Below are 20,798 nucleotides of genomic sequence, written 5' to 3' on the forward strand. Positions count from 1 at the left end.
AATGATAGATGTAACTGCTGTATTTGATATAGGAAAAACCAATAAAAAATTCTTCCTATTCGATAAAGACTACAAAGAAGTTTATAAAGAGTATACAAGTTTCGAGGAAATTGAAGATGAAGATGGTCATCCTACCGAAAATTTAGAAGCGCTTCAAACATGGCTAAAAAGTGTGTTTCAAAATATTTTAGATGCTCAGGAGTTTAATGTTAAAGCGATTAACTTTTCAACTTATGGAGCAAGTTTTGTACATATTGATGAAAACGGCGAGGTACTAACGCCGCTTTACAACTACACAAAACCTTTAGACCAAGAGATCGTTGATTCATTTTTGGACAAATACGGCCCTAAAGAGGAGTTTTTAAAAACTACCGGGTGTTTCGATTTAAGCTTATTAAATTCAGGTTTACAATTGTACTGGTTAAAGTACAGTAAACCTGAAATTTTCAAAAAAATTAAATACTCGTTACATCTTCCACAATACCTTAGCTATGTGTTTACCGGAATTCCATTAAGCGAATACACCAGTATTGGTTGTCATACCGCGCTTTGGGATTACACAAAAAAAGATTACCACGAGTGGGTATATAAAGAAGAATTACACCATATTCTTCCAACTATTGTTTCTACCGAAACAAGCATTAATATGAACTATAATGGCCGACGCATTAAAATAGGCGTTGGTATTCACGATAGTTCATCAGCTCTTTTACCTTACGTACGAAGCATTAAAAAGAAATTTGTTTTGGTATCTACAGGTACATGGAGCATTACCTTAAATCCGTTTGCAGACCATCCAATTATTGAAGATACACATGATAAAGATTCTATCAATTACATGCGTATTAACGGAAAACCTGTAAAAGCAACGCGTTTATTTTTAGGTAACGAATATAAAATTCAGGTGAGTAAACTCCATAAGCATTACAACGTTCCTGAAGACACCCATCGCCATATTAAATTCAATTACGAGATCTACACAGAAATCGCGAATGACTTTGAGCATATGTTTAAATGGGAAAGTCTGTCTTCAAACGATATGCCTTCCGAAACAAAACTTCCATACAGCGAATTTGAAGAAGCATACCATCAACTGATGATGGAATTAGTAGAACTTCAAATTAAGAGCATAAAAGATGTTATTGGCGAAGAGCATATCAAACGTTTATATGTAGACGGTGGTTTTAGCGACAACGATTTATTCATTAAACTGTTATCGCATAACTTCAGAAATATGAAATTAAGAACCACCGATTCTTCTCTAGGATCGGCTTTAGGGGCTGCCATTTCAATTTCAGATAGCAAACTGAATTCTAAATTCCTGAAAAAGAACTATTCGTTAAAAAAACACGTACCGTTTATCATCAGTTAACCTAAACTTATAGCTTGTTATGTTTTAATATTTGCCTAACATTAAATTAATTCAATATGGCCTCAAAATTAAATTTGGAGCACCCCAGAGATCAGATTACAAAAATTATTAGTCGAATCTACAAAAGGGGCATGACGACCACCTCGGGTGGTAATATTTCTATCATCGATGACAACGGTGATATTTGGGTAACACCTTCAGCAATCGATAAAGGATCGTTGAAGTCATCCGATATTATTTGCGTCAGGAAGGATGGTACCGTGATTGGTAAACACAAACCATCGTCGGAGTTTCCTTTTCATAAAGCCATATATGATATTAGGCCGGATATTAAATCGGTAATACACGCACATCCGCCAGCATTAGTATCTTTCAGTATTGTTCGTCAGATACCAAATACAAATATTATTTCACAAGCCAAACACGTTTGCGGGCCGATTGGTTATGCGCCTTACGAATTACCTGGAAGTCATAAACTAGGAGATGTTATTGCTGAAGAATTTAAAAAAGGGTTTAAAGCGGTTATCATGGAAAACCATGGAACCGTATTAGGTGGTAGTGATTTAAATGATGCTTTCGAGCGCTTTGAAGCTTTAGAGCTGTGTGCACGCACTATTCTTTACGGTTCTCAAATAGGAACACCTAATTATTTAACCGATGATCAAATAGAACAGTTTGAATCACAAACCCAATCGACACTTCCTGAAATGGCTGCAACCGAGTATCCATCAGATGAAGTTGAAAAACGTTTGGAGATTTGTAACATCGTGAAGCGTTCCTGCGAACAAGGTTTAATGATAAGCTCGTACGGAACCGTTTCTATGCGTTGGAAAGGAGACGATTTCTTGATTACCCCTACCCACGTTAATCGTTGGGATATGGCGATTGAAGATATCGTTCAAATTAAAGACGGACAAAGAGAAGCTGGTAAAAACCCTAGTAGAGCCACCTGGATTCATCAGGAGATTTACAAACGTAATCCGAAGGTCAATTCAATCATCATGACGCAATCGCCATACTTAATGGCGTTCTCGGTAACAAAATCGTATTTAAACGTGCGTACCATTCCGGAAAGCTGGATCTTTTTACAAGATATTCCAATGGTAGAATACGGAACACATTTTAAAGCCAATAACAACTCTCAAATTATTGACGACTGTACTACGGCTTTAATTATTGAAAACGATTCTGTTATTGTTACTGGTGATAAATTATTACAAACCTTCGACTACCTTGAAGTTGCCGAATTTAGTGCAAAATCTATTGTCTTAGGAAATTCATTGGGTAATATGGTGCCTATTAACGACGATCAGGTAGAAGAATTAAGACAGAAATTTTTAACATAAAACTAATACTAAACTAGATTATATATGACACAATATCATCAAGAAGAAGATATGATAGAGGACATTGCTGGAGGTGAGTTTGAAAGAACGCCTGTCCCGCAATCTAAATTAAAGGGCTGGAAAAGCTTTTTAGGTATGTATGCCGGTGAGCATGCCGCAGGTACCGAATTCGTAATCGGACCTTTATTTTTAACTGCCGGAGTTAGTGCTTTCGATTTAATTATAGGCTTACTTTTAGGAAACCTGTTAGCTGTTTTAAGCTGGCGTTTTCTTACCGCCGAAGTTGCGGTTAAAAACCGTTTGACTTTATACTTTCAATTAGAAAAAATCAGCGGTAAAAATCTGGTTACCATTTACAATTTAGCTAACGGTATTTTGTTCTGTTTTCTGGCAGGTTCCATGATAACCGTTTCTGCTACTGCTGTAGGTATCCCTTTTGATATGCCTATGCCTAAACTAACCGATACCATGCCTAATGGAGTAACATGGATTGTAATTGTATTAGCCATTGGAGCTGTGATTTCTATTATTGCAGCGCGTGGTTACGACACGGTTTCGAAAGCAGCAAACTATATGTCTCCTATTATTGTCTTGGCTTTTGTGGCTTGTGGTATTGTGGCTTTAAATCAGTTAGGTGTTGGTAGCTTTTCAGAATTCTGGGACATCTGGGGTGAAGGTTCAGACCCATTCCCAGGACAAATAAAATACACATTCTGGCATGTAGTTATCTGGTCTTGGTTTGCAAATGCAGCAATGCATATTGGTATGTCCGATTTATCAGTATTCCGTTTTGCTAAAAAGGCAAGTTCAGGATGGACAACTGCGGCTGGTATGTATGTAGGTCACTATATGGCGTGGATTGCAGCTTGTTTATTATATGCAGTGTATTTACAATCTCCAGAAGCACAAGCCCTATTAAGTACTGGGCAAGCCCCATCGGTAGCACCAGGACCTTTAGCATATAATGCTATTGGTGTTTTCGGTATTATTGCTGTGATTTTAGCGGGATGGACAACAGCTAACCCAACCATTTACAGAGCTGGTTTAGCGTTTCAGGCTATCATCCCTAAAGTTTCAACATTCTGGGTAACCATTATTGCAGGTACTGTAGCGACTCTTGCTGGGTTATTCCCTGCATTCGCCATGAAATTATTAGATTTCGTTGCGTTCTACGGATTCATTTTAGCACCTATTGGGGCTGTTATTGTATTCGAACATTTCTTTGCTAAAAAATACGGCATCATTAAAAACTATGCCGAGTATGCAGGAATTAAGTTTAATAAATCGGTACTGTTTGCATGGGCCATCAGTTTCGGACTATTCTACTTTATTTCCATTCAATTCGATGTCTTTTTATCGTTTGTAACCTTACCAACCTGGTTAATGTGTGGTGTATTATTCTTGGTATTTAGCAAGATGTTTCAAAAGCAATAAAACAGTAATTCTATTATAATCTAAAAGCCTGTAAAACTCATTTACAGGCTTTTTTTTACTAGTTTTCAATGCATACTGGATAGTTTAAAAAATCAAATTAAAATTAAACGTAATAAATACGTTTAATTCTATATAAAAATACATTTTTAGTTAGTATATTTGTAACTCTTAATCTGATAATTAATCAAAATTGTACAATATAAATCTTAAAACGGATAATTCTAAGGGTTTAGAATATATTGAAATTGAGAATGCTTCATTTCTAACATCCGCAAAAATCTACACAAGCCTTGGTGCGAGCTTACAAGAATTAACCCTAAATGGAAAACCATTAATAACCTCATTAGACCCACTGCCCTATTCTGATACTTACGCATCATCTATTTTATTTCCTTTTGCAAACAGAATAGATAACGGGAGCTATACTTTTGAAGACAAAAATTTCGAGTTCCCAATAAACGAAAAGGGAAACAATAATGCGTTGCACGGTTTAGTATTCAATAAAACTTTTAAAGTGGTTAATCAATTTACTAATGAAAATCAAGCTTCAGTAACATTGGAATACATTGAGAAAAATGAATCAGCAGGTTTTCCTTACACATACACCATTCAACTAGAATATGTGTTAACGGCGACGTCTTTAGATTTGAATGTGACTATAAAAAATACAGATAGCAAAACGTTTCCTTTTACATTAGGATGGCATCCATATTTTGAATCAGCGAACCTTTTCGGTAGCACTTTAAGTTTTAGTAGTGACAAACAATTGGTTTTAAATGACCGTTGCATTACCACAGGAACAAAAGAAGTTTCAGGTACTAATCATTTTGAAATTAAAGATAAATATCTTGACGATTGTTTTCTGTTAAACCATAACGATATTACATTCAATACCCCGGAATATAGCTTTTTAATGAGTAGTTCTTCAAAAGAAAGCTTTTTACAAATCTATACGCCACCAAAAAAGACACATGTGGCCATTGAACCAACCACAGGTGTTTCTAATAGTTTTAACAATAACATGGGCTTACAAACCTTAAAACCAAACGAAACCTACCAACTAAACTGGAATATTAAACTACAATAGTTAATTATGAATAAAGCATTAGTGAACAAGGTAAAAGAAACCTTTGTAGATAAATTTAACACACAACCGCTCGTGGTATTTTCACCAGGGCGCATCAATATCATTGGAGAGCATACCGATTACAATGATGGTTTTGTATTTCCGGCTGCCGTAAACAAAGGAATCGTTGCGGCCTTTCAAAAAAATGACTCCGACACCTCTTTAGCCTACGCTATTGATGTCGATGATACTTTAGAATTTTCAGTCCACAACATTCAACCTTTAGCTAAAGAAAGCTGGGGAAATTATGTTTTAGGGGTTATTGCTGAAATTCAGAAAAAAGAACTTAGCGTTGGGAATTTCAATGTGGTGTTTAGTGGAAATATCCCGGCGGGCTCAGGTATGTCATCTTCTGCCGCACTTGAAAACTCTGTGGTTTTCGGATTGAATGAACTATTCGAATTAGGTTTAACCCGTGAAGAAATGATTTTCATCTCACAAAAAGCAGAACATAACTATGTAGGTGTTAACTGCGGAATTATGGACCAATATGCGAGCATGTTCGGTATTAAAGATCACGCCTTATTGTTAGATTGCAGATCGATTGAAGCACAACCGTTTCATATTGATTTTGAAGGTTACGAATTAATGCTTATAAACACCAATGTAAAGCACAGCCTATCTGATAGTGCTTATAACGATCGTCGTTCGGTTTGTGAATCCATTTCAGAAATGCTTAACATCAAAGCCTTAAGAGACGCGACTGAAACCGATTTAGAAACTGTAAAAGATAAAGTTACTGAAGAAAACTATCAGAAAGCGTTGTTCGTTATTCAGGAAAACAAACGTGCCGAATTAGCATCAAAAGCAATGACCGATGGTGATTTAAAAACTTTAGGCGAACTCATTTACGGTTCGCACCAAGGCTTACAACACCAATACAAAGTAAGTTGTGAAGAGCTTGATTATTTAGTTGATCAAGCTAAAGAAAACGACCAGATTCTTGGTGCCCGTATGATGGGTGGTGGTTTTGGTGGTTGCACCATTAACTTAATTTCTAAATCTGCTGTTAACGATTTTAAAACAAAAATATCAGAACTTTATAAAAACAAATTTGGTAAAGACTGTTCTATTTACTCTGTAGAACTGGCTGATGGAACCGGATTAGTAACTGACTAAAGCAAAAACAATGAATACCGATTTACAAGATTACTCACACAAACGATTCAATATACTTACTGGTGAATGGGTTTTAGTTTCACCGCACCGAGCGAAACGCCCTTGGCAAGGACAAAACGAAGCGGTTTCAAATGAAGTTAGACCATCTTACGACGAAAGCTGCTACCTGTGTGCTGGCAACACGCGAATTAACGGCGAAGTAAACCCGAAATACGAAAATGTATTTGTGTTTACTAACGATTTTGCTGCACTGCAAACCGATTCTAAAACTTTCTCAGTTGACGATGGTTTATTGAAAGCACAAAGTGAACAAGGAATATGTAAAGTGATTTGCTTTAGCCCCGACCACTCAAAAAGTTTAGCCGATATGGCACCTAACGAAATTGAACAGGTGGTTTTAGAATGGCAAAAGCAATACAAAGAGCTTGGCGATAACGATTTAATCAACTACGTTCAGATTTTTGAAAATAAAGGTGCTGTTATGGGTTGTAGTAATCCGCACCCACACGGACAAATCTGGAGTCAAACCACGTTGCCTAACGAAGTTGAAAAGAAAGATGCACAACAACGCAATTATTTCAACGAAAATAAAAAAAGTATTCTAGGAACTTATCTGGAACAAGAATTAGACAAACAAGAACGCATTATTTTTGAAAACGATTCATTCGTTGTGTTAATTCCATTCTGGGCAGTATGGCCATTTGAAACGATGATTGTGCCTAAAAAACACCAGACAAATATTTCAGAAATGACAGACAACGAAACCTTGTTGTTTGCTGAAGCTATTTCGGTAATCACCAAGGCTTACGATAAACTATTCAACACCTCGTTCCCGTATTCAAGTGGTATACATCAGGCTCCAACTAATGGAGAAGACAATAGTCACTGGCACTGGCATATGAGTTTCTATCCTCCGTTATTACGTAGCGCAACGGTTAAAAAATTTATGGTGGGTTATGAAATGTTTGGTTCTCCACAGCGCGATATTACCGCTGAAAGCGCTGTAAAAATGCTTCGCAATTTATTGTAATTGCTAAAAACATAAAAAACACATAATAAAACCTGATGCAATGCATCAGGTTTTTAATTTTTAAAACAATACACTAAATCATAACTTCAAAAGTTATATTTTTAGCCTACGAAATAAATGCCTTTAATGAAACGCTACATATACTTTTTACTTACTTTTTCATTTTTAATGTTTTGGAGTTCTTGCCGTAAAGATTTCGAATTTTCGCCAAGCGCCGGAAATTTAGAATTCTCAAAAGATACCGTGTATTTAGATACCACATTTACAAATATTGGTTCTAGTACTTACACAGTAAAAGTATACAATCGCAGTAATACCGATATCAATGTTCCATCGGTGCAATTAGGTGAAGGTAACAGTTCAAACTACCGCTTGAATATAGACGGTATGGCAGGAAAAGTATTTAGTAATGTACAAATTCAGGCGAAAGACAGTATTTATATTTTTGTAGAATCAACTATCAATATTAACGATTTTGCTAACGACGGCACCTTTTTGTACACCGATCAAATTCAATTCGATGCTGGTAGCAACCAACAAAATGTAGAGCTGGTTACTTTAGTTCAGGATGCTGTATTTATTTATCCGAATCGTGATTATGACACTAAAGTTATTGAAACTTTAAACTTAAATATTGGTGGAGAGGAATACGAAACCGATATACAAGGGCGCACGTTACAACCTAACGAACTCCATTTCACAAATGAAAAACCCTATGTTATTTACGGCTATGCAGCCGTACCTAATGGATACACCCTAACCATCGATGCCGGTGCGCGTATTCATTTTCACGAAAGCTCAGGGCTACTGGTTTCTGAAGGTGCTTCACTTCATGTCAATGGCGCATTTAGTACCGATCAAGATGTACTGGAAAACGAAGTCATTTTTGAAGGCGATCGCTTAGAGCCCGACTTTGAAAACATCCCAGGGCAATGGGAAAGCATTTGGTTGTTTGAAGGTAGTACGGACAACATTATCAACTACGCGACCATTAAAAATGGCTCTATTGCAATTTTATGCGACGGTGGCGCTGAAGCTTCCGAAGATGTTTTAAGAATCACCAATTCACAAATCTATAACAACACTGGTTTTGGTATTTTGGGACGAAACACCTCTATTTCTGGGGATAATGTTGTTATAAATAATGCCGGACAATCTGCTTTTGCAGGCACCTTTGGTGGGCGATATAATTTTACCCATTGCACCATTGCCAATTACTGGAGTAACGCCAGACAGTTCCCTGCCCTGCTATTAAATAATTTTATTATTGACGCAGATGAAAATACCATTGTCACAGATTTAACCGAAGCTAACTTTAACAACTGTATCATTTATGGAAATGATAACCCCGAGCTATTGTTAGATGAAATTGAAGAGGAAACTGTAAGTTTTAATTTTAAATTCAACAATTGTTTGATTCGTTTTCAGGATAATACCAATTTCTTTTCTGGTCCTAATTACGATTTTGAAGACACCGCACATTACCAAGGTAATATATTTAATCAAAACCCGGATTTCTTTAAACCCGAAGAAAACATGCTAGTAATTGGGGAGGAATCGGCTGCTATAAATCAAGGTCTGGTAACCTTTTCATCACAAGTTCCAACCGATTTATTAAACGTAAACCGAACCGAAGCGCCGGATTTAGGCGCCTATCAGCACATTACATTTCCGGAAGAAGAGAATTAAGAATTTCTGAATTTGATTTTAACTATACTAAAATTTATATCTATATTCTTATTTATTAAAAATCCCCATATTATACCTTTTATGAAAATTAAACTTATACTTATCTTATTAATTTTATTCCCACTTCAATTTAAATGCTATTCACAAATATTATTTGAAAAAGGTTATTTTATAAATAATGAAAATAAAAGAACTAATTGTTTTATAAAAAATGAAGACTGGAAAAACAACCCAAGTGTATTTTACTACAAACTATCTGAAAACCATAAAATACAGGAAATTGGTATTAATTCAATTAAAGAGTTTGGGATTAACAACACTTCAAAATACCTAAGATCCAAAGTTCAAATTGACAGATCAAGTAATCAATTTGATAAAATCAGTCAAGAAAAAACACCAAACTTCATTGAAGAAACCATTTTCTTGAAATTTTTGATCGAAGGATCTGCAAACCTTTATAAATATGAAGATGGTAATTTAATTAGGTTTTTCTATAATGTTGAAAACTCTAAAATTGAACAATTAGTTTACAAACCTTACAAAACTAACAATAACAGAATTGCAAAAAACAACAGATTTAGAAATCAATTATGGAATGATTTAAAATGTGCTGATATTGAAATTAATAACGTTGAAAAATTGGGTTACTACCAAAAGCAATTAACTAATTTCTTTGTTGAATACAACACGTGTAAAAACGGAGCTTTCATAAATTATGAAGAAAAACAAAAAAGAGACTTATTTAATTTGAATTTAAGACTTGGCTTAAACAATTCAAATCTCTTCATGGAAAACACCAGTGCTTCATACTATAGTAAAATAAGATATAATGAAAAGGTAACTTTCAAACTTGGTGTTGAAGCTGAAGTCCTGATGCCGTTCTTCAAAAACAAATGGGCTCTAACTATAGAACCAACATATCAATATTTTAAATCTCAAGCAAAATCTTCTTCTTACATAATAGATGTTGATTATAAATCCATTGAAGTTCCCGTTGGAATAAGACACTATTTTTTTCTAAATAAAAAATCAAAAATATTTATTAATGGTTCCTTTGTTTTTGATGCGAGCCTAAAATCTACTATTGATTTCAACACTTCTTCTTCACCTAATTTGAAAATCAAATCAAGAAATAATATTGCCTTTGGATTAGGGTTTAAATTAAATGATAGGTATAGCTGTGAATTAAGATATCAAACACCAAGAGATATTTTAAGTAATTATATGTTTTGGAATTCTGAATTTCAATCGTTAGCATTTTCGTTAGGTTATACCTTATTATAAACTAAACTTTTCCGGATTTTGTTACAGGATAGTATTTTGTTTATTCCTAAACCAAAATCAACATGATTTATAAATCCATCGCTGCTTTTAATTGACGAAAGGCACGTTGAATTTTCACAAATGGAGATGCAATATTCATTCGCATAAATAACTGGTAATCGGATCCAAATGTTGAACCAAGAGCCAAACCTACTTTTGCTTTATGGAATACTAAATCTTTTAATTCATTTTCGGAAATATTCAATGCTGAAAAATCTAACCAGATTTGATACGTGCCTTCTGGTCGAATCATTTTTACCTGAGGCAATTCCGTATTTAAAAACTCTTCAATCCAATTTACCGTTTGCTCTAAATAAACAACTAAATCATCTACCCAAGTATGACCTTTGGTATACGCTGCTAAAATCGCATACGCCGATAATGCCCCTCCTTGGTGCAAATACATAGATGTTGCTAAACTATTAATCTGCTCAAACTGGGTTGTATCATTAATATAAATATAGCCATTGGCAATACTTTGCATTCCGAAAGTTTTTGCCGGCGACCCTAATATTGCGATATGATTATTAGTATCCTCAAAAGATAAAATGCTGTGAAATTTAGATTTTGAAAAAACTATTTCAGAATGCACTTCGTCACTAACTATAATCACATTATATTGATTTGCTAAATGTATTAGTTTTTGTAATTCCTCACGATTCCAGACACGCCCCACAGGGTTATGTGGATTACAGAGTAAAATAACCTTTGTTTTTCCAGATTTTAACTGACGCTCCATATCGTCAAAATCAAAGGCGTAATGACCATTTTCAATTTTTAACGGACTTTCTATTATGGTTCGATTTGCAGTTTTAATTACCTGAAAAAATTGATGATAGACTGGCGTTTGAACCATAACACCATCGCCGTCTTCGGTCAACGCTCTTAATATAACCGCTATAGCTGTTAGTACCCCATTAACTTGTATAAAATTAGTAGGGTTCATATTTAATTCATGGCGCTCTAAATTCCAATCGGCTATCGCTTGTTTAACCTGCGGACTAATATCTTCATAGGCATATACTCCTCGTGCTACGATGTCTTGTAAAGCTTCGGTTATTGGTGGAGCTACTTTAAAATCCATATCGGCAATCCACAAGGGCATTACATCGTCTGCCCCTAAAACCATTTTTAAGTATTTAGGATTATTCTTTACAAAATAATTTTCAACGTTATGTTCTAGATCGAATATGCTCATGCTATGATTTATTTTATAGTCGTTACTCAAAACTACCAATATTGATTTAGTTTATCTAAATTTTATGTTGAATTTAAGATTCCTGAATCTTTTGCGTTAGGAATTGAAATATTGTTGGAGCTCCTTGAAAAGAGCAACTACTAAAAAATTTATATTTATGAGTTCCCTAATTTTAAATAGACCAAGCACGAATAAAGCCCGCCCCGAAGTAACAAAGAAGTGTGACGCCAAAACACAAAAAATCCCACTAGTTAAGCGGGATTCTTTATAAATATTATGGATACTGAATAGATATTGAAACAAGTTCAATATAACAGCAAGTAATTAAGCTACGAATAATGGTCTGTTTGCCATTAACGCATTTACTTTTTCTCCTACAGCTTCTAAAACAGCTTCATCTTGGTAATTCATGATTACTTCATCAATTAGCTCAACGATTTGCTCCATTTCAGCTTCTTTTAAACCTCTGGTTGTAACGGCTGCAGCTCCAATACGGATACCTGAAGTTACAAAAGGAGAACGTGTATCGAACGGCACCATGTTTTTGTTAACCGTGATATCTGCCTTTACTAAAGCCTGCTCAGCATCTTTACCAGAAATATCTTTGTTACGTAAATCGATTAACATACAATGGTTATCTGTTCCTCCTGAAATAATGTTATATCCTTTTGCTACTAACGCTTTAGCTAAAGCAGCAGCATTAGCTTTTACTTGCAATTGGTAGTGTAAAAACTCATCAGTTAACGCTTCTCCAAAAGCAATTGCTTTAGCTGCGATGATGTGTTCTAATGGTCCTCCCTGGTTTCCTGGGAATACTGCAGAATCTAATAAAGAAGACATTTTACGTAAACTACCATCTTTTAATTTGATTCCGAATGGATTCTCGAAATCTTTACCCATCATAATAAGACCTCCTCTTGGACCTCTTAACGTTTTGTGAGTTGTTGTTGTTACAATGTGACAGTGCGGCATTGGATCGTTTAAGATACCCTTTGCAATCATACCTGCCGGGTGAGAGATATCTGCCATTAAAATAGCACCAACGCTATCAGCAATCACTCTGAAACGTTCGAAATCAATATCGCGAGAGTAAGCAGATGCTCCAGCAATGATTAATTTTGGTTGCTCTTTAGTCGCTATCTCTTGAATTTTATCGTAATTTAATACACCTGTTTCTTCTTCTACACCGTAAAATACAGGGTTATATAATTTACCTGAAAAGTTTACTGGCGATCCGTGTGTTAAGTGACCTCCGTGCGATAAATCGAATCCTAAAATTTTATCACCAGGTGTTAAACACGCGTGGTAAACAGCTGTATTTGCCTGACTTCCTGAATGCGGTTGTACGTTTACATACTCGGCTCCAAACAAAGCTTTCGCTCTATCAATAGCTATTTGCTCTACTTCATCAACTACTTCACACCCACCGTAATAACGTTTTCCTGGATATCCTTCAGCGTATTTATTTGTTAGTACTGATCCGGCAGCCTCCATAACTTGATTGCTTACAAAGTTTTCAGACGCAATAAGCTCTAAACCATGTAATTGGCGCTCTTTTTCAGCTTGAATTAATTCAAAAATTTGTTCGTCGCGTTGCATATAAAATTAAATTCTAGTTAAATATTGTGCAAAAGTAACAAATAGATTAGTTAAAAACATCAAAAAACATATATTTACTAATAAGTTTTTCACCTTTTTATTAACCCTGTATTTAAACCCAATTTTTATTTATTTTTTTCCCGAAAAATGAAAATTTTATGTAGGTTTGAATATTATCAACTATTAAATAAAAGTAAAAGTTATGCGATTAGCAGCTAACAATCCAGATAGAACATCGTGGTTACACGTCGATAAAAATTCAGATTTCCCAATTCAGAACATTCCATTTGGTGTTTTTTTAACGCGTGATGACATTATTACTATCGGAACCCGTATTGGTGATACCGCTATAGATTTAGGGGCTTTACATCAATTAGGATATTTTGATGGTATTCCTTTAACCGACGATATTTTTCTTCAGGATTCGTTAAATGATTTTATTGCTGATGGAAGAAAAACATGGCGTGCAGTTAGAGACCGTATTGCTGAAGTTTTCGACAGCAAAAACCCCACGTTAAAAAACAATAAAAGCCATAAAGAAATTGTTCTATTTCGTTTAGACGAAATTGAAATGCAACTGCCTGTGGAAGTTGGCGATTACACCGATTTTTACTCTAGCATGGAACACGCTACGAACGTAGGCACCATGTTTAGAGATCCAGATAATGCCTTATTACCGAATTGGCTGCATATTCCGGTGGGTTACCACGGAAGAAGTTCTTCGGTTATTCCATCCGGTATCCCGGTACATAGACCACAAGGTCAAACCTTACCGGAAGGCGCTACCGAGCCTGTTTTCGGACCGAGTAAACTGGTTGATTTCGAATTAGAAATGGCGTTTATTACCACCGATGCTAACGACTTAGGAGAACCTATTCCGGTTGATGAAGCCGAAGAATATATTTTTGGATTAGTCTTATTAAACGACTGGAGCGCACGTGATATTCAAAAATGGGAATATGTGCCGTTAGGACCGTTCTTAGCAAAAAACTTTGCAACATCTATTTCACCGTGGATTGTAACCTTAGATGCTTTAGAACCTTATCGTGTTGAGAGTCCGAAACCTGTAAAACCACAGTTAGACTACCTTAAATATTCTGGTAAAAAGAAAAGTTTCGATATTCAACTAGAAGTGTCTATTCAGCCTGAAGGTGCTAAAGAAAACATTGTATCGAAGTCTAACTTTAAATACATGTACTGGAATGTTGCACAACAACTGGCACACCATACTATTAATGGATGTCCTGTGAATTCTGGTGATTTAATGGGTAGCGGAACTATTTCAGGACCTACGCCTGAATCTTACGGATCGATGCTGGAATTAACCTGGAAAGGTGAAAAACCTATCAAATTAAAAGACGGCACCGAGCGTAAATTCATTAATGATAACGACACTGTTATTATGCGTGGCCATTGCGAAAAAGATGGCACCCGCATCGGTTTTGGCGAAGTTTCTACTAAATTACTACCTGTATTTAAAAAGAAATAAATTTATTTATACTCTATAATATTAGCCCTCAAATATTACATTTGAGGGTTATTTATTATAAAATGGCATTACTATTGTTTACCCCTAATCAAAACTCTAAAATTTAAAGTATGAAAAAACAACTACTCTCAATTCTATCTTTATTTATACTTTGCGCTTGCAGCAGTAGCAAGCAAATAGAAAAATCTTTAAGTACCGGTAATTATGATCAGGCGATTTATGATGCGTTAAACAAATTACGTACCAATAAAGATAAAAAAGGAAAAGCCGAATATATTGTAATGCTGCATGAAGCCTACAATAAAGCTACTGAACGCGATTTAGGTACTGTTGATTTTTTAAAGCAGGATAACAACCCAGAAAACTATATTCGCATTTACGATACTTATGTGAATTTAGATAATCGTCAGGAACGTATAAAACCAGTTTTACCACTTTATGTGAATGGTAGAGAAGTAAAATTTGATTTTAACGACTACTCAAGCCATATCATTTCATTTAAAAATGATGCTTCACAACAAATGTATAAAACAGCATTAAACCTGTTAGATTCAAAAAATAAATTAGATTTTCGTCAGGCTTATAATGACTTCAAAGAAATTGAAACAATCAATCCAAATTTTAAAGATGTGCGTCAGCTTATGGATGTAGCCCATAGCAAAGGCACCGATTTTGTTTTAGTGGACATGGTTAACGATACTGAAAAAGTAATCCCGCAACGTTTAGAAGACGATTTACTTAATTTCAGCACCTACGGATTAAACAATTTATGGACGGTGTACCACAATACTCCGGTTAATGAAGTAAATTACGACTACAACATGCGCGTAAATTTAAGAGGCATTAATATTTCGCCTGAACAAATTAAAGAGCGTCAAATTATAAAGGAAAAACAAATTATTGACGGTAAAAAAGATTTATTAGACGACAATGGCTATCAAGTAAAAGACAGTCTGGGTAACGTTATAAAAATTGACAATTTAAAGACAGTACGTTGCGAGTACTACGAATCGACACAATTTAAATCTGTTCAGGTTACAGGAAATGTAGAATATGTAAATCTAAACACAAAACAATTAGAAGACGCATTCCCTATTACCAGTGAATTTGTGTTTCAACATATTTTTGCTACTTCAAGAGGAGATCGTCGTGCTTTGGAAACGGACTTATTGCAATATTTAAATAATCAGCGTGTGCCCTTCCCTAGTGAATCGCAAATGATTTACGATACCGGTGAAGATCTCAAAGCACAACTCAAACAGATTATAAATTCCTATTCTATTAGATAAAGAAAAAAACGCCCGACTAAGTTGGGCGTTTTTTTATTAGGGTCAGTCTAATACAATTCACGTTTTCATGTGTAAAACTTCAAAAAACAAAGATTCAACAAACTAAAAACCAACACCTTAAATAGTTAAAAAATCAATAATTTTGTGCTTTTAGTCGGATTATCAATACATTTTATCCTATATTTGCGAAAACCAACAGTTAGTAACCCATAACTTAACCCGATGCAAAGATCAAAAGTCTTAGTCAAGTCTGTGTTTATTATTCTGGCTATTTCAGCCTTAACTATTAGTGTTTTTAAATACTCTTCAACACCTGAAGAAAAGGTAGTTGCTACACCGGAATTACCTAAAAAACCAACCATAGACCCTCAGGTTTTAAAACGTTATAAAGACCAGCAAGCTAACTTAAAAGCGGCAGTGGAAACCTATTTCGAAAACGCCATTAATAAAGGATATATTATAGGCGCTGGAGTAAGTATTGTAAAAGGTGATTCTATTGTCGTTTCTGAAGGCTTTGGTAAACGTAATGCTAAACTAAAAGATCACGTTAATAATGAAACTATATTTCGTTTAGGATCTATTTCTAAAGGCTTCGCAGGAATATTAGCGGCAAGTTTTGAAAATGAAGGTTTACTTAACTGGGAAGACAAGGTAAGTGATTTTATTCCTGGGTTTCAATTGGGAGATCAAACCAATACCGATAAAATTACATTAGCGAACCTCCTATCACACACTTCAGGAACACCATATCATAGTTTCACTAATCTAGTTGAAGCAGGATTACCTTTAGCAGATATTGCCGAACGCTTTAAAGAGGTTGCCCCGGTTAGCACACCGGGTTCTATGTACAGTTACCAAAATGCGATGTTTGCACTATGTGGAGAAGTTATTCGCAAAGAAACCGGACAAGATTTATCTTCAGCATTAATTAATCGTTTTTTCAAGCCGTTAGATATGCATTCTACCTGTATGGACCACGAAACCTTAACGCATGCCGAAAATGTAGCTTCCCCTCATATTAAGAGAACGCACGGCTGGAAACCTATAAAACTTACTAACAAGTATTATAACGCCATTGCTGCGGGTGGCATTAATGCCAGCGCATTAGATATGGCTAAATGGATGCGTTTCCTTTTGGGGCACAATCCTGAAATCATGGATAAATCGGCTTTGTTTGATGCCTTTAAACCATTTATAGAAATCGGAGGACATAGCAAATACTACCAAAGGTGGCCCGGACATTTAAAATCGTATTATGGATTTGGATGGCGCATTCACAAATATGCTGAAGAGGACTCACAAGAAGAAAAAACCATTCTTCATCATGGTGGTAGCGTGAATGATTTTAGAAATGAAATTGCTCTGTTCCCAGAAGACGACTTAGGAATTTGTGTACTTCTAAACAGTCACTCCAGAATCGCCTCCAACGTTATTCCTGAACTTAAAGAAATTGTAAAACAGGTTTACAACGAGCACCAAACCGATCATTCTAAAGATTTAGCAAGTTTATAAGCTTCCTTTCTCAGAACTAATTTTGTTACGCTCATTTTTCTTATCTTTAGAGTACTTGCTCTAAAGAACCATTTTCCATTCATCTACTTTTTTAAATTTTAATTATTAAATCAGTAAATCATGGAAACCAAAAAGATTATAACTGTATTTGGAGCCACAGGAGCTCAGGGAGGCGGGCTCGTAAGAGCTATACTCGCAGATCCTAGTTCTGAATTCACAGCACGAGCTGTAACTAGAAATGCCAATTCAGAAAAAGCAAAAGCCTTAGCAGATTTAGGCGCCGAAATTATTGAAGCCGACATTGATGATACAGAAAGCATAAAAAAAGCTATTGATGGTGCTTATGGTGCTTATTTTGTTACGTTTTTCTGGGAACATTTTTCTGCTGAAAAAGAATATCAAGAAGTTGAGAATTTTATTAATGCGGCAAAAGCCAGCAATTTAAAGCACATTATTTGGTCTACCTTAGAAGACACAAGAAACTGGGTACCATTAGATGATGACCGCTTACCTACGCTACAAAGGAAATACAAAGTACCTCACTTTGATGGCAAAGGTGCGGCTGATAAACTTTTTACTGAAGCAGGCTTGCCGGTAACCTTTTTAAGAACATCATTCTATTGGGATAATTTCATCTATTTCGGCATGGGACCACAAAAAGGAGAAGATGGTAATTATTACATCGCATTTCCTATGAACGATAAACCCTTAGCAGGTATGGCAGCCGAAGATATTGGAAAATGTGCTTATGGCATTTTCAAAAAAGGCCAGTCTTTACTTAATAAAACCGTTGGTGTGGTAGGTGAAAAGTTAAGCGGAACAGACATGGCAGACAAGCTTTCTAAAGCCTTAAATATTAATGTCATTTACAACAATGTAAGTCCTGACACCTATCGAAGCTTTGGTTTTCCTGGAGCCGATGATTTAGGAAACATGTTTCAGTTTAAAAGAGATTTTAACGAAGACTTCAACAAAGTTCGCAACGAAGCCTTCTCATTAGAACTCAATCCTGAAATGCAAAACTTCGACAAATGGTTGTCACTTAACGGTTCTCGAATTCCTATTGATTAAAATTAAAAGGGTGCTTCACAAACAATCGTTAACACTTCTTTTTTTATTGGATGAACAAAAGTCAGCTGTTCAGCATGTAAATGCAATCGGTTTGCTTTTACACCATACAAATCATCGCCAATTATAGGGATTTGCAATCCTTTACTGTGTGCGGCATGTACACGTAGCTGATGCGTACGTCCTGTAACCGGATAAAAATGAATTCTGGTTTTACCGTTTTCTATAGCTTGAACCTCAAAATTAGTTACAGCAGGTTTACCATGTTCATAACACACCAATTGTTGGGGGCGGTTATCTAAATCGACCCGCAAAGGCAAATCTACCTGCCCTGTTTTTGTTTTAAGTTCACCATCTAATAACGCAACATAACGCTTTTTAACTGTACGTTCTATAAATTGTTTTTGCAAATGCTTATGAATACGTTCACTTTTAGACACCAATAACAATCCAGAGGTAGACATATCTAACCGATGCACCAACAAAGGGCCTTTTGCTTTAGGCAAGTAAGCTCTCATTTTTGTTAATACAGATTCACTATAGGTTTTCCCCGGTACCGATAAAAACTCATGAGGTTTATTTACTAATAACAAATACTCATCTTCGTAAACGATTTCTAAATCAGCCTCATAACTTATAACTTGCTCAATGGGATTTGCATCTACCTGAAGCCCTTGCATCATATGTCCTAAAATAGGCTCACACTTACTCCTGCAAGACGGATAAAACTGCTTGTGTTTACGCACTTCAGACTTTGGTGAAGCCCCCCACCAGAATTCGGCCATAGCGATTGGCTTAAATCCATTTTCGTAAGCATATTGAAATAACTTTGGCGCAGCACACTCCCCGGAGCCAGCCGGAGGAATTGGCGATTTGGTGTCTTTAAAAATGCCTAAAAGGTCTTTAACCTCTCCTTCCGCATTTAAAAATTGATATTGCTGATGAATACGTTTTTGTAACCCTGACGATTGCTTAGCACGTTTATCTTTTAAATCTGCTATAGGCTGCAAATAGTTATTTAATTCAATTTCGGCTTGCTTAATTTTTTGCTCCCACTCGTATTTCAAATACTTTAATCGTAATTGATAACCTATACTCTGCTCCTTCAACTCATTAAAAAGTTTCTGAAATGCTTCATCGCTTAATACCGGTTTAGCCTCATCGCGCTTTTTATTGCGTTTCTTTTTTTCAGCTTTCATCAAAGCTTTTAACGCTTTGATTTCAGTTTCCGCAAGAGCTTTTGATTTTTTTAAAGCATCTTTTGCTTTTTGAAGTTCGGTCGCAGATTCTAAATTTTCAATTTGCCGGTTTAATACATTTAATTCTGCTTCACCTTTTTTATAAAAACCATCAACATTCAACGTATTATAAATAGGCGGCACAAAACCTTCGAGATAATTATTATCTGATAATTTCCCTGAAAATGCAGCAAGATATCCTATTCTCCCTTCATCATTTTTCACCACCATCACACCAAACATCTTTCCAATAATCAAACCTTCCATGGTTTGATCAAGTCCGAAATTATGAATAAAATCTGTTTGAGATTTCAAATACGTTTGCAAATCTTTTGCTGCCTCTACACATAGCTCATGAGGTTCATAGTAAAACGGAAAGGTAAACTTTTCAGGTAACGCTACCTTTTCACTATGTTGTAAAGGATGAAATCGAGAATCGCAAAAATGAGTCATATCGGGATTTAAAAAGCGCTGCAAAGAAATGAAATTTTACTCGAAAACAACTAATAGTGTGTTTCTTCTGTAGGTTTGACTACATTTTAAGATTCTAAATACCGTCCTGACGGAATTAACCTTAAGTTTATTGTTGGTAAATTATATTCATACACCCAGGTCTTTACTGTATATCCAGCCTCCATGTAAGCTTCAACAATAATACGTTTAAATAGATCTAAATCGGTTTGTTCTGCTGCTATACCTTCATATTCATCCAAAACCTTAAACACCAATTCCTGATTGGTAATTTTATAAATACTACCATATACTTTTTTCGACATATCGCTGCTGGAAACAGCACCAGGAAATTCATTAACATCATACAGCCTTCCACAAAAAAAGCCTTTTCCAACAAATTCTGCATGCTGTTCTAAAAACTGAGACATTTCGTTATTACAATCCTGCAATAACGTACCATAGACAAATAAATACTTAGATTTCAATTGTTTCATCAATAATTTTCTTTTTCAA

The 20,798-nt window shown here is 35.4% G+C and carries 16 protein-coding genes; 12 read left to right on the top strand and 4 right to left on the bottom strand.

What is annotated here, in order from left to right; genetic code table 11:
• The first annotated feature begins 1 nt into the window (after window position 1).
• From RBH94_RS14955 to RBH94_RS14990, 8 genes are all read left to right on the top strand, one after another.
• On the top strand, window positions 2–1,372 hold the full coding sequence (locus RBH94_RS14955) for an FGGY-family carbohydrate kinase (protein ID WP_307881616.1): 1,371 nt from the start codon (window positions 2–4) through the stop codon (window positions 1,370–1,372).
• 56 nt (window positions 1,373–1,428) lie between these two features.
• Entirely contained in the window at window positions 1,429–2,718 is a 1,290-nt protein-coding gene (locus tag RBH94_RS14960) for a class II aldolase/adducin family protein (RefSeq protein WP_307881617.1), read from the top strand.
• Between the two features lie 24 nt (window positions 2,719–2,742).
• The gene (locus RBH94_RS14965) at window positions 2,743–4,152 is read left to right on the top strand and encodes a cytosine permease (RefSeq protein WP_307881618.1); all 1,410 of its coding nucleotides are present in this window, start codon (window positions 2,743–2,745) and stop codon (window positions 4,150–4,152) included.
• Between the two features lie 190 nt (window positions 4,153–4,342).
• Window positions 4,343–5,239: an aldose 1-epimerase gene (locus tag RBH94_RS14970; protein WP_307881619.1), complete on the top strand. Its 897-nt coding sequence runs from the start codon at window positions 4,343–4,345 to the stop codon at window positions 5,237–5,239.
• A gap of 6 nt (window positions 5,240–5,245) precedes the next feature.
• Window positions 5,246–6,397, top strand: coding sequence for a galactokinase (gene galK / locus RBH94_RS14975; protein ID WP_307881620.1), 1,152 nt, complete (start codon window positions 5,246–5,248; stop codon window positions 6,395–6,397).
• 10 nt (window positions 6,398–6,407) lie between these two features.
• Window positions 6,408–7,427, top strand: coding sequence for a UDP-glucose--hexose-1-phosphate uridylyltransferase (locus tag RBH94_RS14980; protein ID WP_307881621.1), 1,020 nt, complete (start codon window positions 6,408–6,410; stop codon window positions 7,425–7,427).
• A gap of 126 nt (window positions 7,428–7,553) precedes the next feature.
• The gene (locus RBH94_RS14985; RefSeq protein ID WP_307881622.1) at window positions 7,554–9,116 is read left to right on the top strand and encodes a hypothetical protein; all 1,563 of its coding nucleotides are present in this window, start codon (window positions 7,554–7,556) and stop codon (window positions 9,114–9,116) included.
• An 81-nt stretch (window positions 9,117–9,197) separates the two neighbouring features.
• Window positions 9,198–10,400 carry a tRNA modification GTPase gene (locus RBH94_RS14990; RefSeq protein WP_307881623.1) on the top strand — a complete coding sequence of 401 codons (1,203 nt, stop codon included), beginning with the start codon at window positions 9,198–9,200 and terminating at the stop codon, window positions 10,398–10,400.
• A gap of 67 nt (window positions 10,401–10,467) precedes the next feature.
• Here the strand turns inward: RBH94_RS14990 and RBH94_RS14995 are convergent, their stop codons facing one another.
• Together RBH94_RS14995 and glyA are read right to left on the bottom strand one after the other, a co-directional pair.
• Window positions 10,468–11,637 (bottom strand): MalY/PatB family protein, encoded by a 1,170-nt coding sequence (locus RBH94_RS14995; protein ID WP_307881624.1) that lies wholly within the window; start codon window positions 11,635–11,637, stop codon window positions 10,468–10,470.
• Between the two features lie 324 nt (window positions 11,638–11,961).
• Window positions 11,962–13,236 carry a serine hydroxymethyltransferase gene (glyA, locus tag RBH94_RS15000; RefSeq protein ID WP_307881625.1) on the bottom strand — a complete coding sequence of 425 codons (1,275 nt, stop codon included), beginning with the start codon at window positions 13,234–13,236 and terminating at the stop codon, window positions 11,962–11,964.
• Window positions 13,237–13,438: 202 nt separating this feature from the next.
• On the opposite strand from glyA, the gene fahA reads away from it, so the two are divergent.
• The 4 genes from fahA (at window position 13,439) to RBH94_RS15020 (ending at window position 18,597) form a co-directional block, all read left to right on the top strand.
• Window positions 13,439–14,725, top strand: a complete 1,287-nt coding sequence (gene fahA, locus RBH94_RS15005) for a fumarylacetoacetase (protein WP_307881626.1) — start codon at window positions 13,439–13,441, stop codon at window positions 14,723–14,725.
• A 110-nt stretch (window positions 14,726–14,835) separates the two neighbouring features.
• The gene (locus RBH94_RS15010) at window positions 14,836–16,014 is read left to right on the top strand and encodes a hypothetical protein (protein WP_307881627.1); all 1,179 of its coding nucleotides are present in this window, start codon (window positions 14,836–14,838) and stop codon (window positions 16,012–16,014) included.
• Between the two features lie 222 nt (window positions 16,015–16,236).
• Window positions 16,237–17,526: a serine hydrolase gene (locus RBH94_RS15015; protein ID WP_307881628.1), complete on the top strand. Its 1,290-nt coding sequence runs from the start codon at window positions 16,237–16,239 to the stop codon at window positions 17,524–17,526.
• A gap of 120 nt (window positions 17,527–17,646) precedes the next feature.
• On the top strand, window positions 17,647–18,597 hold the full coding sequence (locus RBH94_RS15020) for an NmrA/HSCARG family protein (RefSeq protein ID WP_307881629.1): 951 nt from the start codon (window positions 17,647–17,649) through the stop codon (window positions 18,595–18,597).
• A gap of 2 nt (window positions 18,598–18,599) precedes the next feature.
• Here RBH94_RS15020 and RBH94_RS15025 read toward each other — a convergent pair whose 3' ends face one another.
• Window positions 18,600–20,285, bottom strand: a complete 1,686-nt coding sequence (locus RBH94_RS15025) for an RluA family pseudouridine synthase (RefSeq protein ID WP_307881630.1) — start codon at window positions 20,283–20,285, stop codon at window positions 18,600–18,602.
• An 86-nt stretch (window positions 20,286–20,371) separates the two neighbouring features.
• Window positions 20,372–20,779 carry a gamma-glutamylcyclotransferase gene (locus RBH94_RS15030; protein ID WP_307881631.1) on the bottom strand — a complete coding sequence of 136 codons (408 nt, stop codon included), beginning with the start codon at window positions 20,777–20,779 and terminating at the stop codon, window positions 20,372–20,374.
• Between the last annotated feature and the right edge of the window lie 19 nt (window positions 20,780–20,798).

Origin of the sequence: Aestuariibaculum sp. YM273 (assembly GCF_030908365.1) — a bacterium.
Taxonomy (GTDB): Bacteria; Bacteroidota; Bacteroidia; order Flavobacteriales; family Flavobacteriaceae; genus Aestuariibaculum; species Aestuariibaculum marinum.

Bases quoted from the DNA above. Each gene is read 5' to 3' on its own strand.
- RBH94_RS14955 (WP_307881616.1), top strand. From the start codon at position 2: ATGATAGATGTAACTGCTGTATTTGATATAGGAAAAACCAATAAAAAA.
- RBH94_RS14960 (WP_307881617.1), top strand. From the start codon at position 1,429: ATGGCCTCAAAATTAAATTTGGAGCACCCCAGAGATCAGATTACAAAA.
- RBH94_RS14965 (WP_307881618.1), top strand. From the start codon at position 2,743: ATGACACAATATCATCAAGAAGAAGATATGATAGAGGACATTGCTGGA.
- galK (WP_307881620.1), top strand. From the start codon at position 5,246: ATGAATAAAGCATTAGTGAACAAGGTAAAAGAAACCTTTGTAGATAAA.
- RBH94_RS14980 (WP_307881621.1), top strand. From the start codon at position 6,408: ATGAATACCGATTTACAAGATTACTCACACAAACGATTCAATATACTT.
- RBH94_RS14985 (WP_307881622.1), top strand. From the start codon at position 7,554: ATGAAACGCTACATATACTTTTTACTTACTTTTTCATTTTTAATGTTT.
- RBH94_RS14990 (WP_307881623.1), top strand. From the start codon at position 9,198: ATGAAAATTAAACTTATACTTATCTTATTAATTTTATTCCCACTTCAA.
- RBH94_RS14995 (WP_307881624.1), bottom strand. From the start codon at position 11,637: ATGAGCATATTCGATCTAGAACATAACGTTGAAAATTATTTTGTAAAG.
- glyA (WP_307881625.1), bottom strand. From the start codon at position 13,236: ATGCAACGCGACGAACAAATTTTTGAATTAATTCAAGCTGAAAAAGAG.
- fahA (WP_307881626.1), top strand. From the start codon at position 13,439: ATGCGATTAGCAGCTAACAATCCAGATAGAACATCGTGGTTACACGTC.
- RBH94_RS15010 (WP_307881627.1), top strand. From the start codon at position 14,836: ATGAAAAAACAACTACTCTCAATTCTATCTTTATTTATACTTTGCGCT.
- RBH94_RS15015 (WP_307881628.1), top strand. From the start codon at position 16,237: ATGCAAAGATCAAAAGTCTTAGTCAAGTCTGTGTTTATTATTCTGGCT.
- RBH94_RS15020 (WP_307881629.1), top strand. From the start codon at position 17,647: ATGGAAACCAAAAAGATTATAACTGTATTTGGAGCCACAGGAGCTCAG.
- RBH94_RS15025 (WP_307881630.1), bottom strand. From the start codon at position 20,285: ATGACTCATTTTTGCGATTCTCGATTTCATCCTTTACAACATAGTGAA.
- RBH94_RS15030 (WP_307881631.1), bottom strand. From the start codon at position 20,779: ATGAAACAATTGAAATCTAAGTATTTATTTGTCTATGGTACGTTATTG.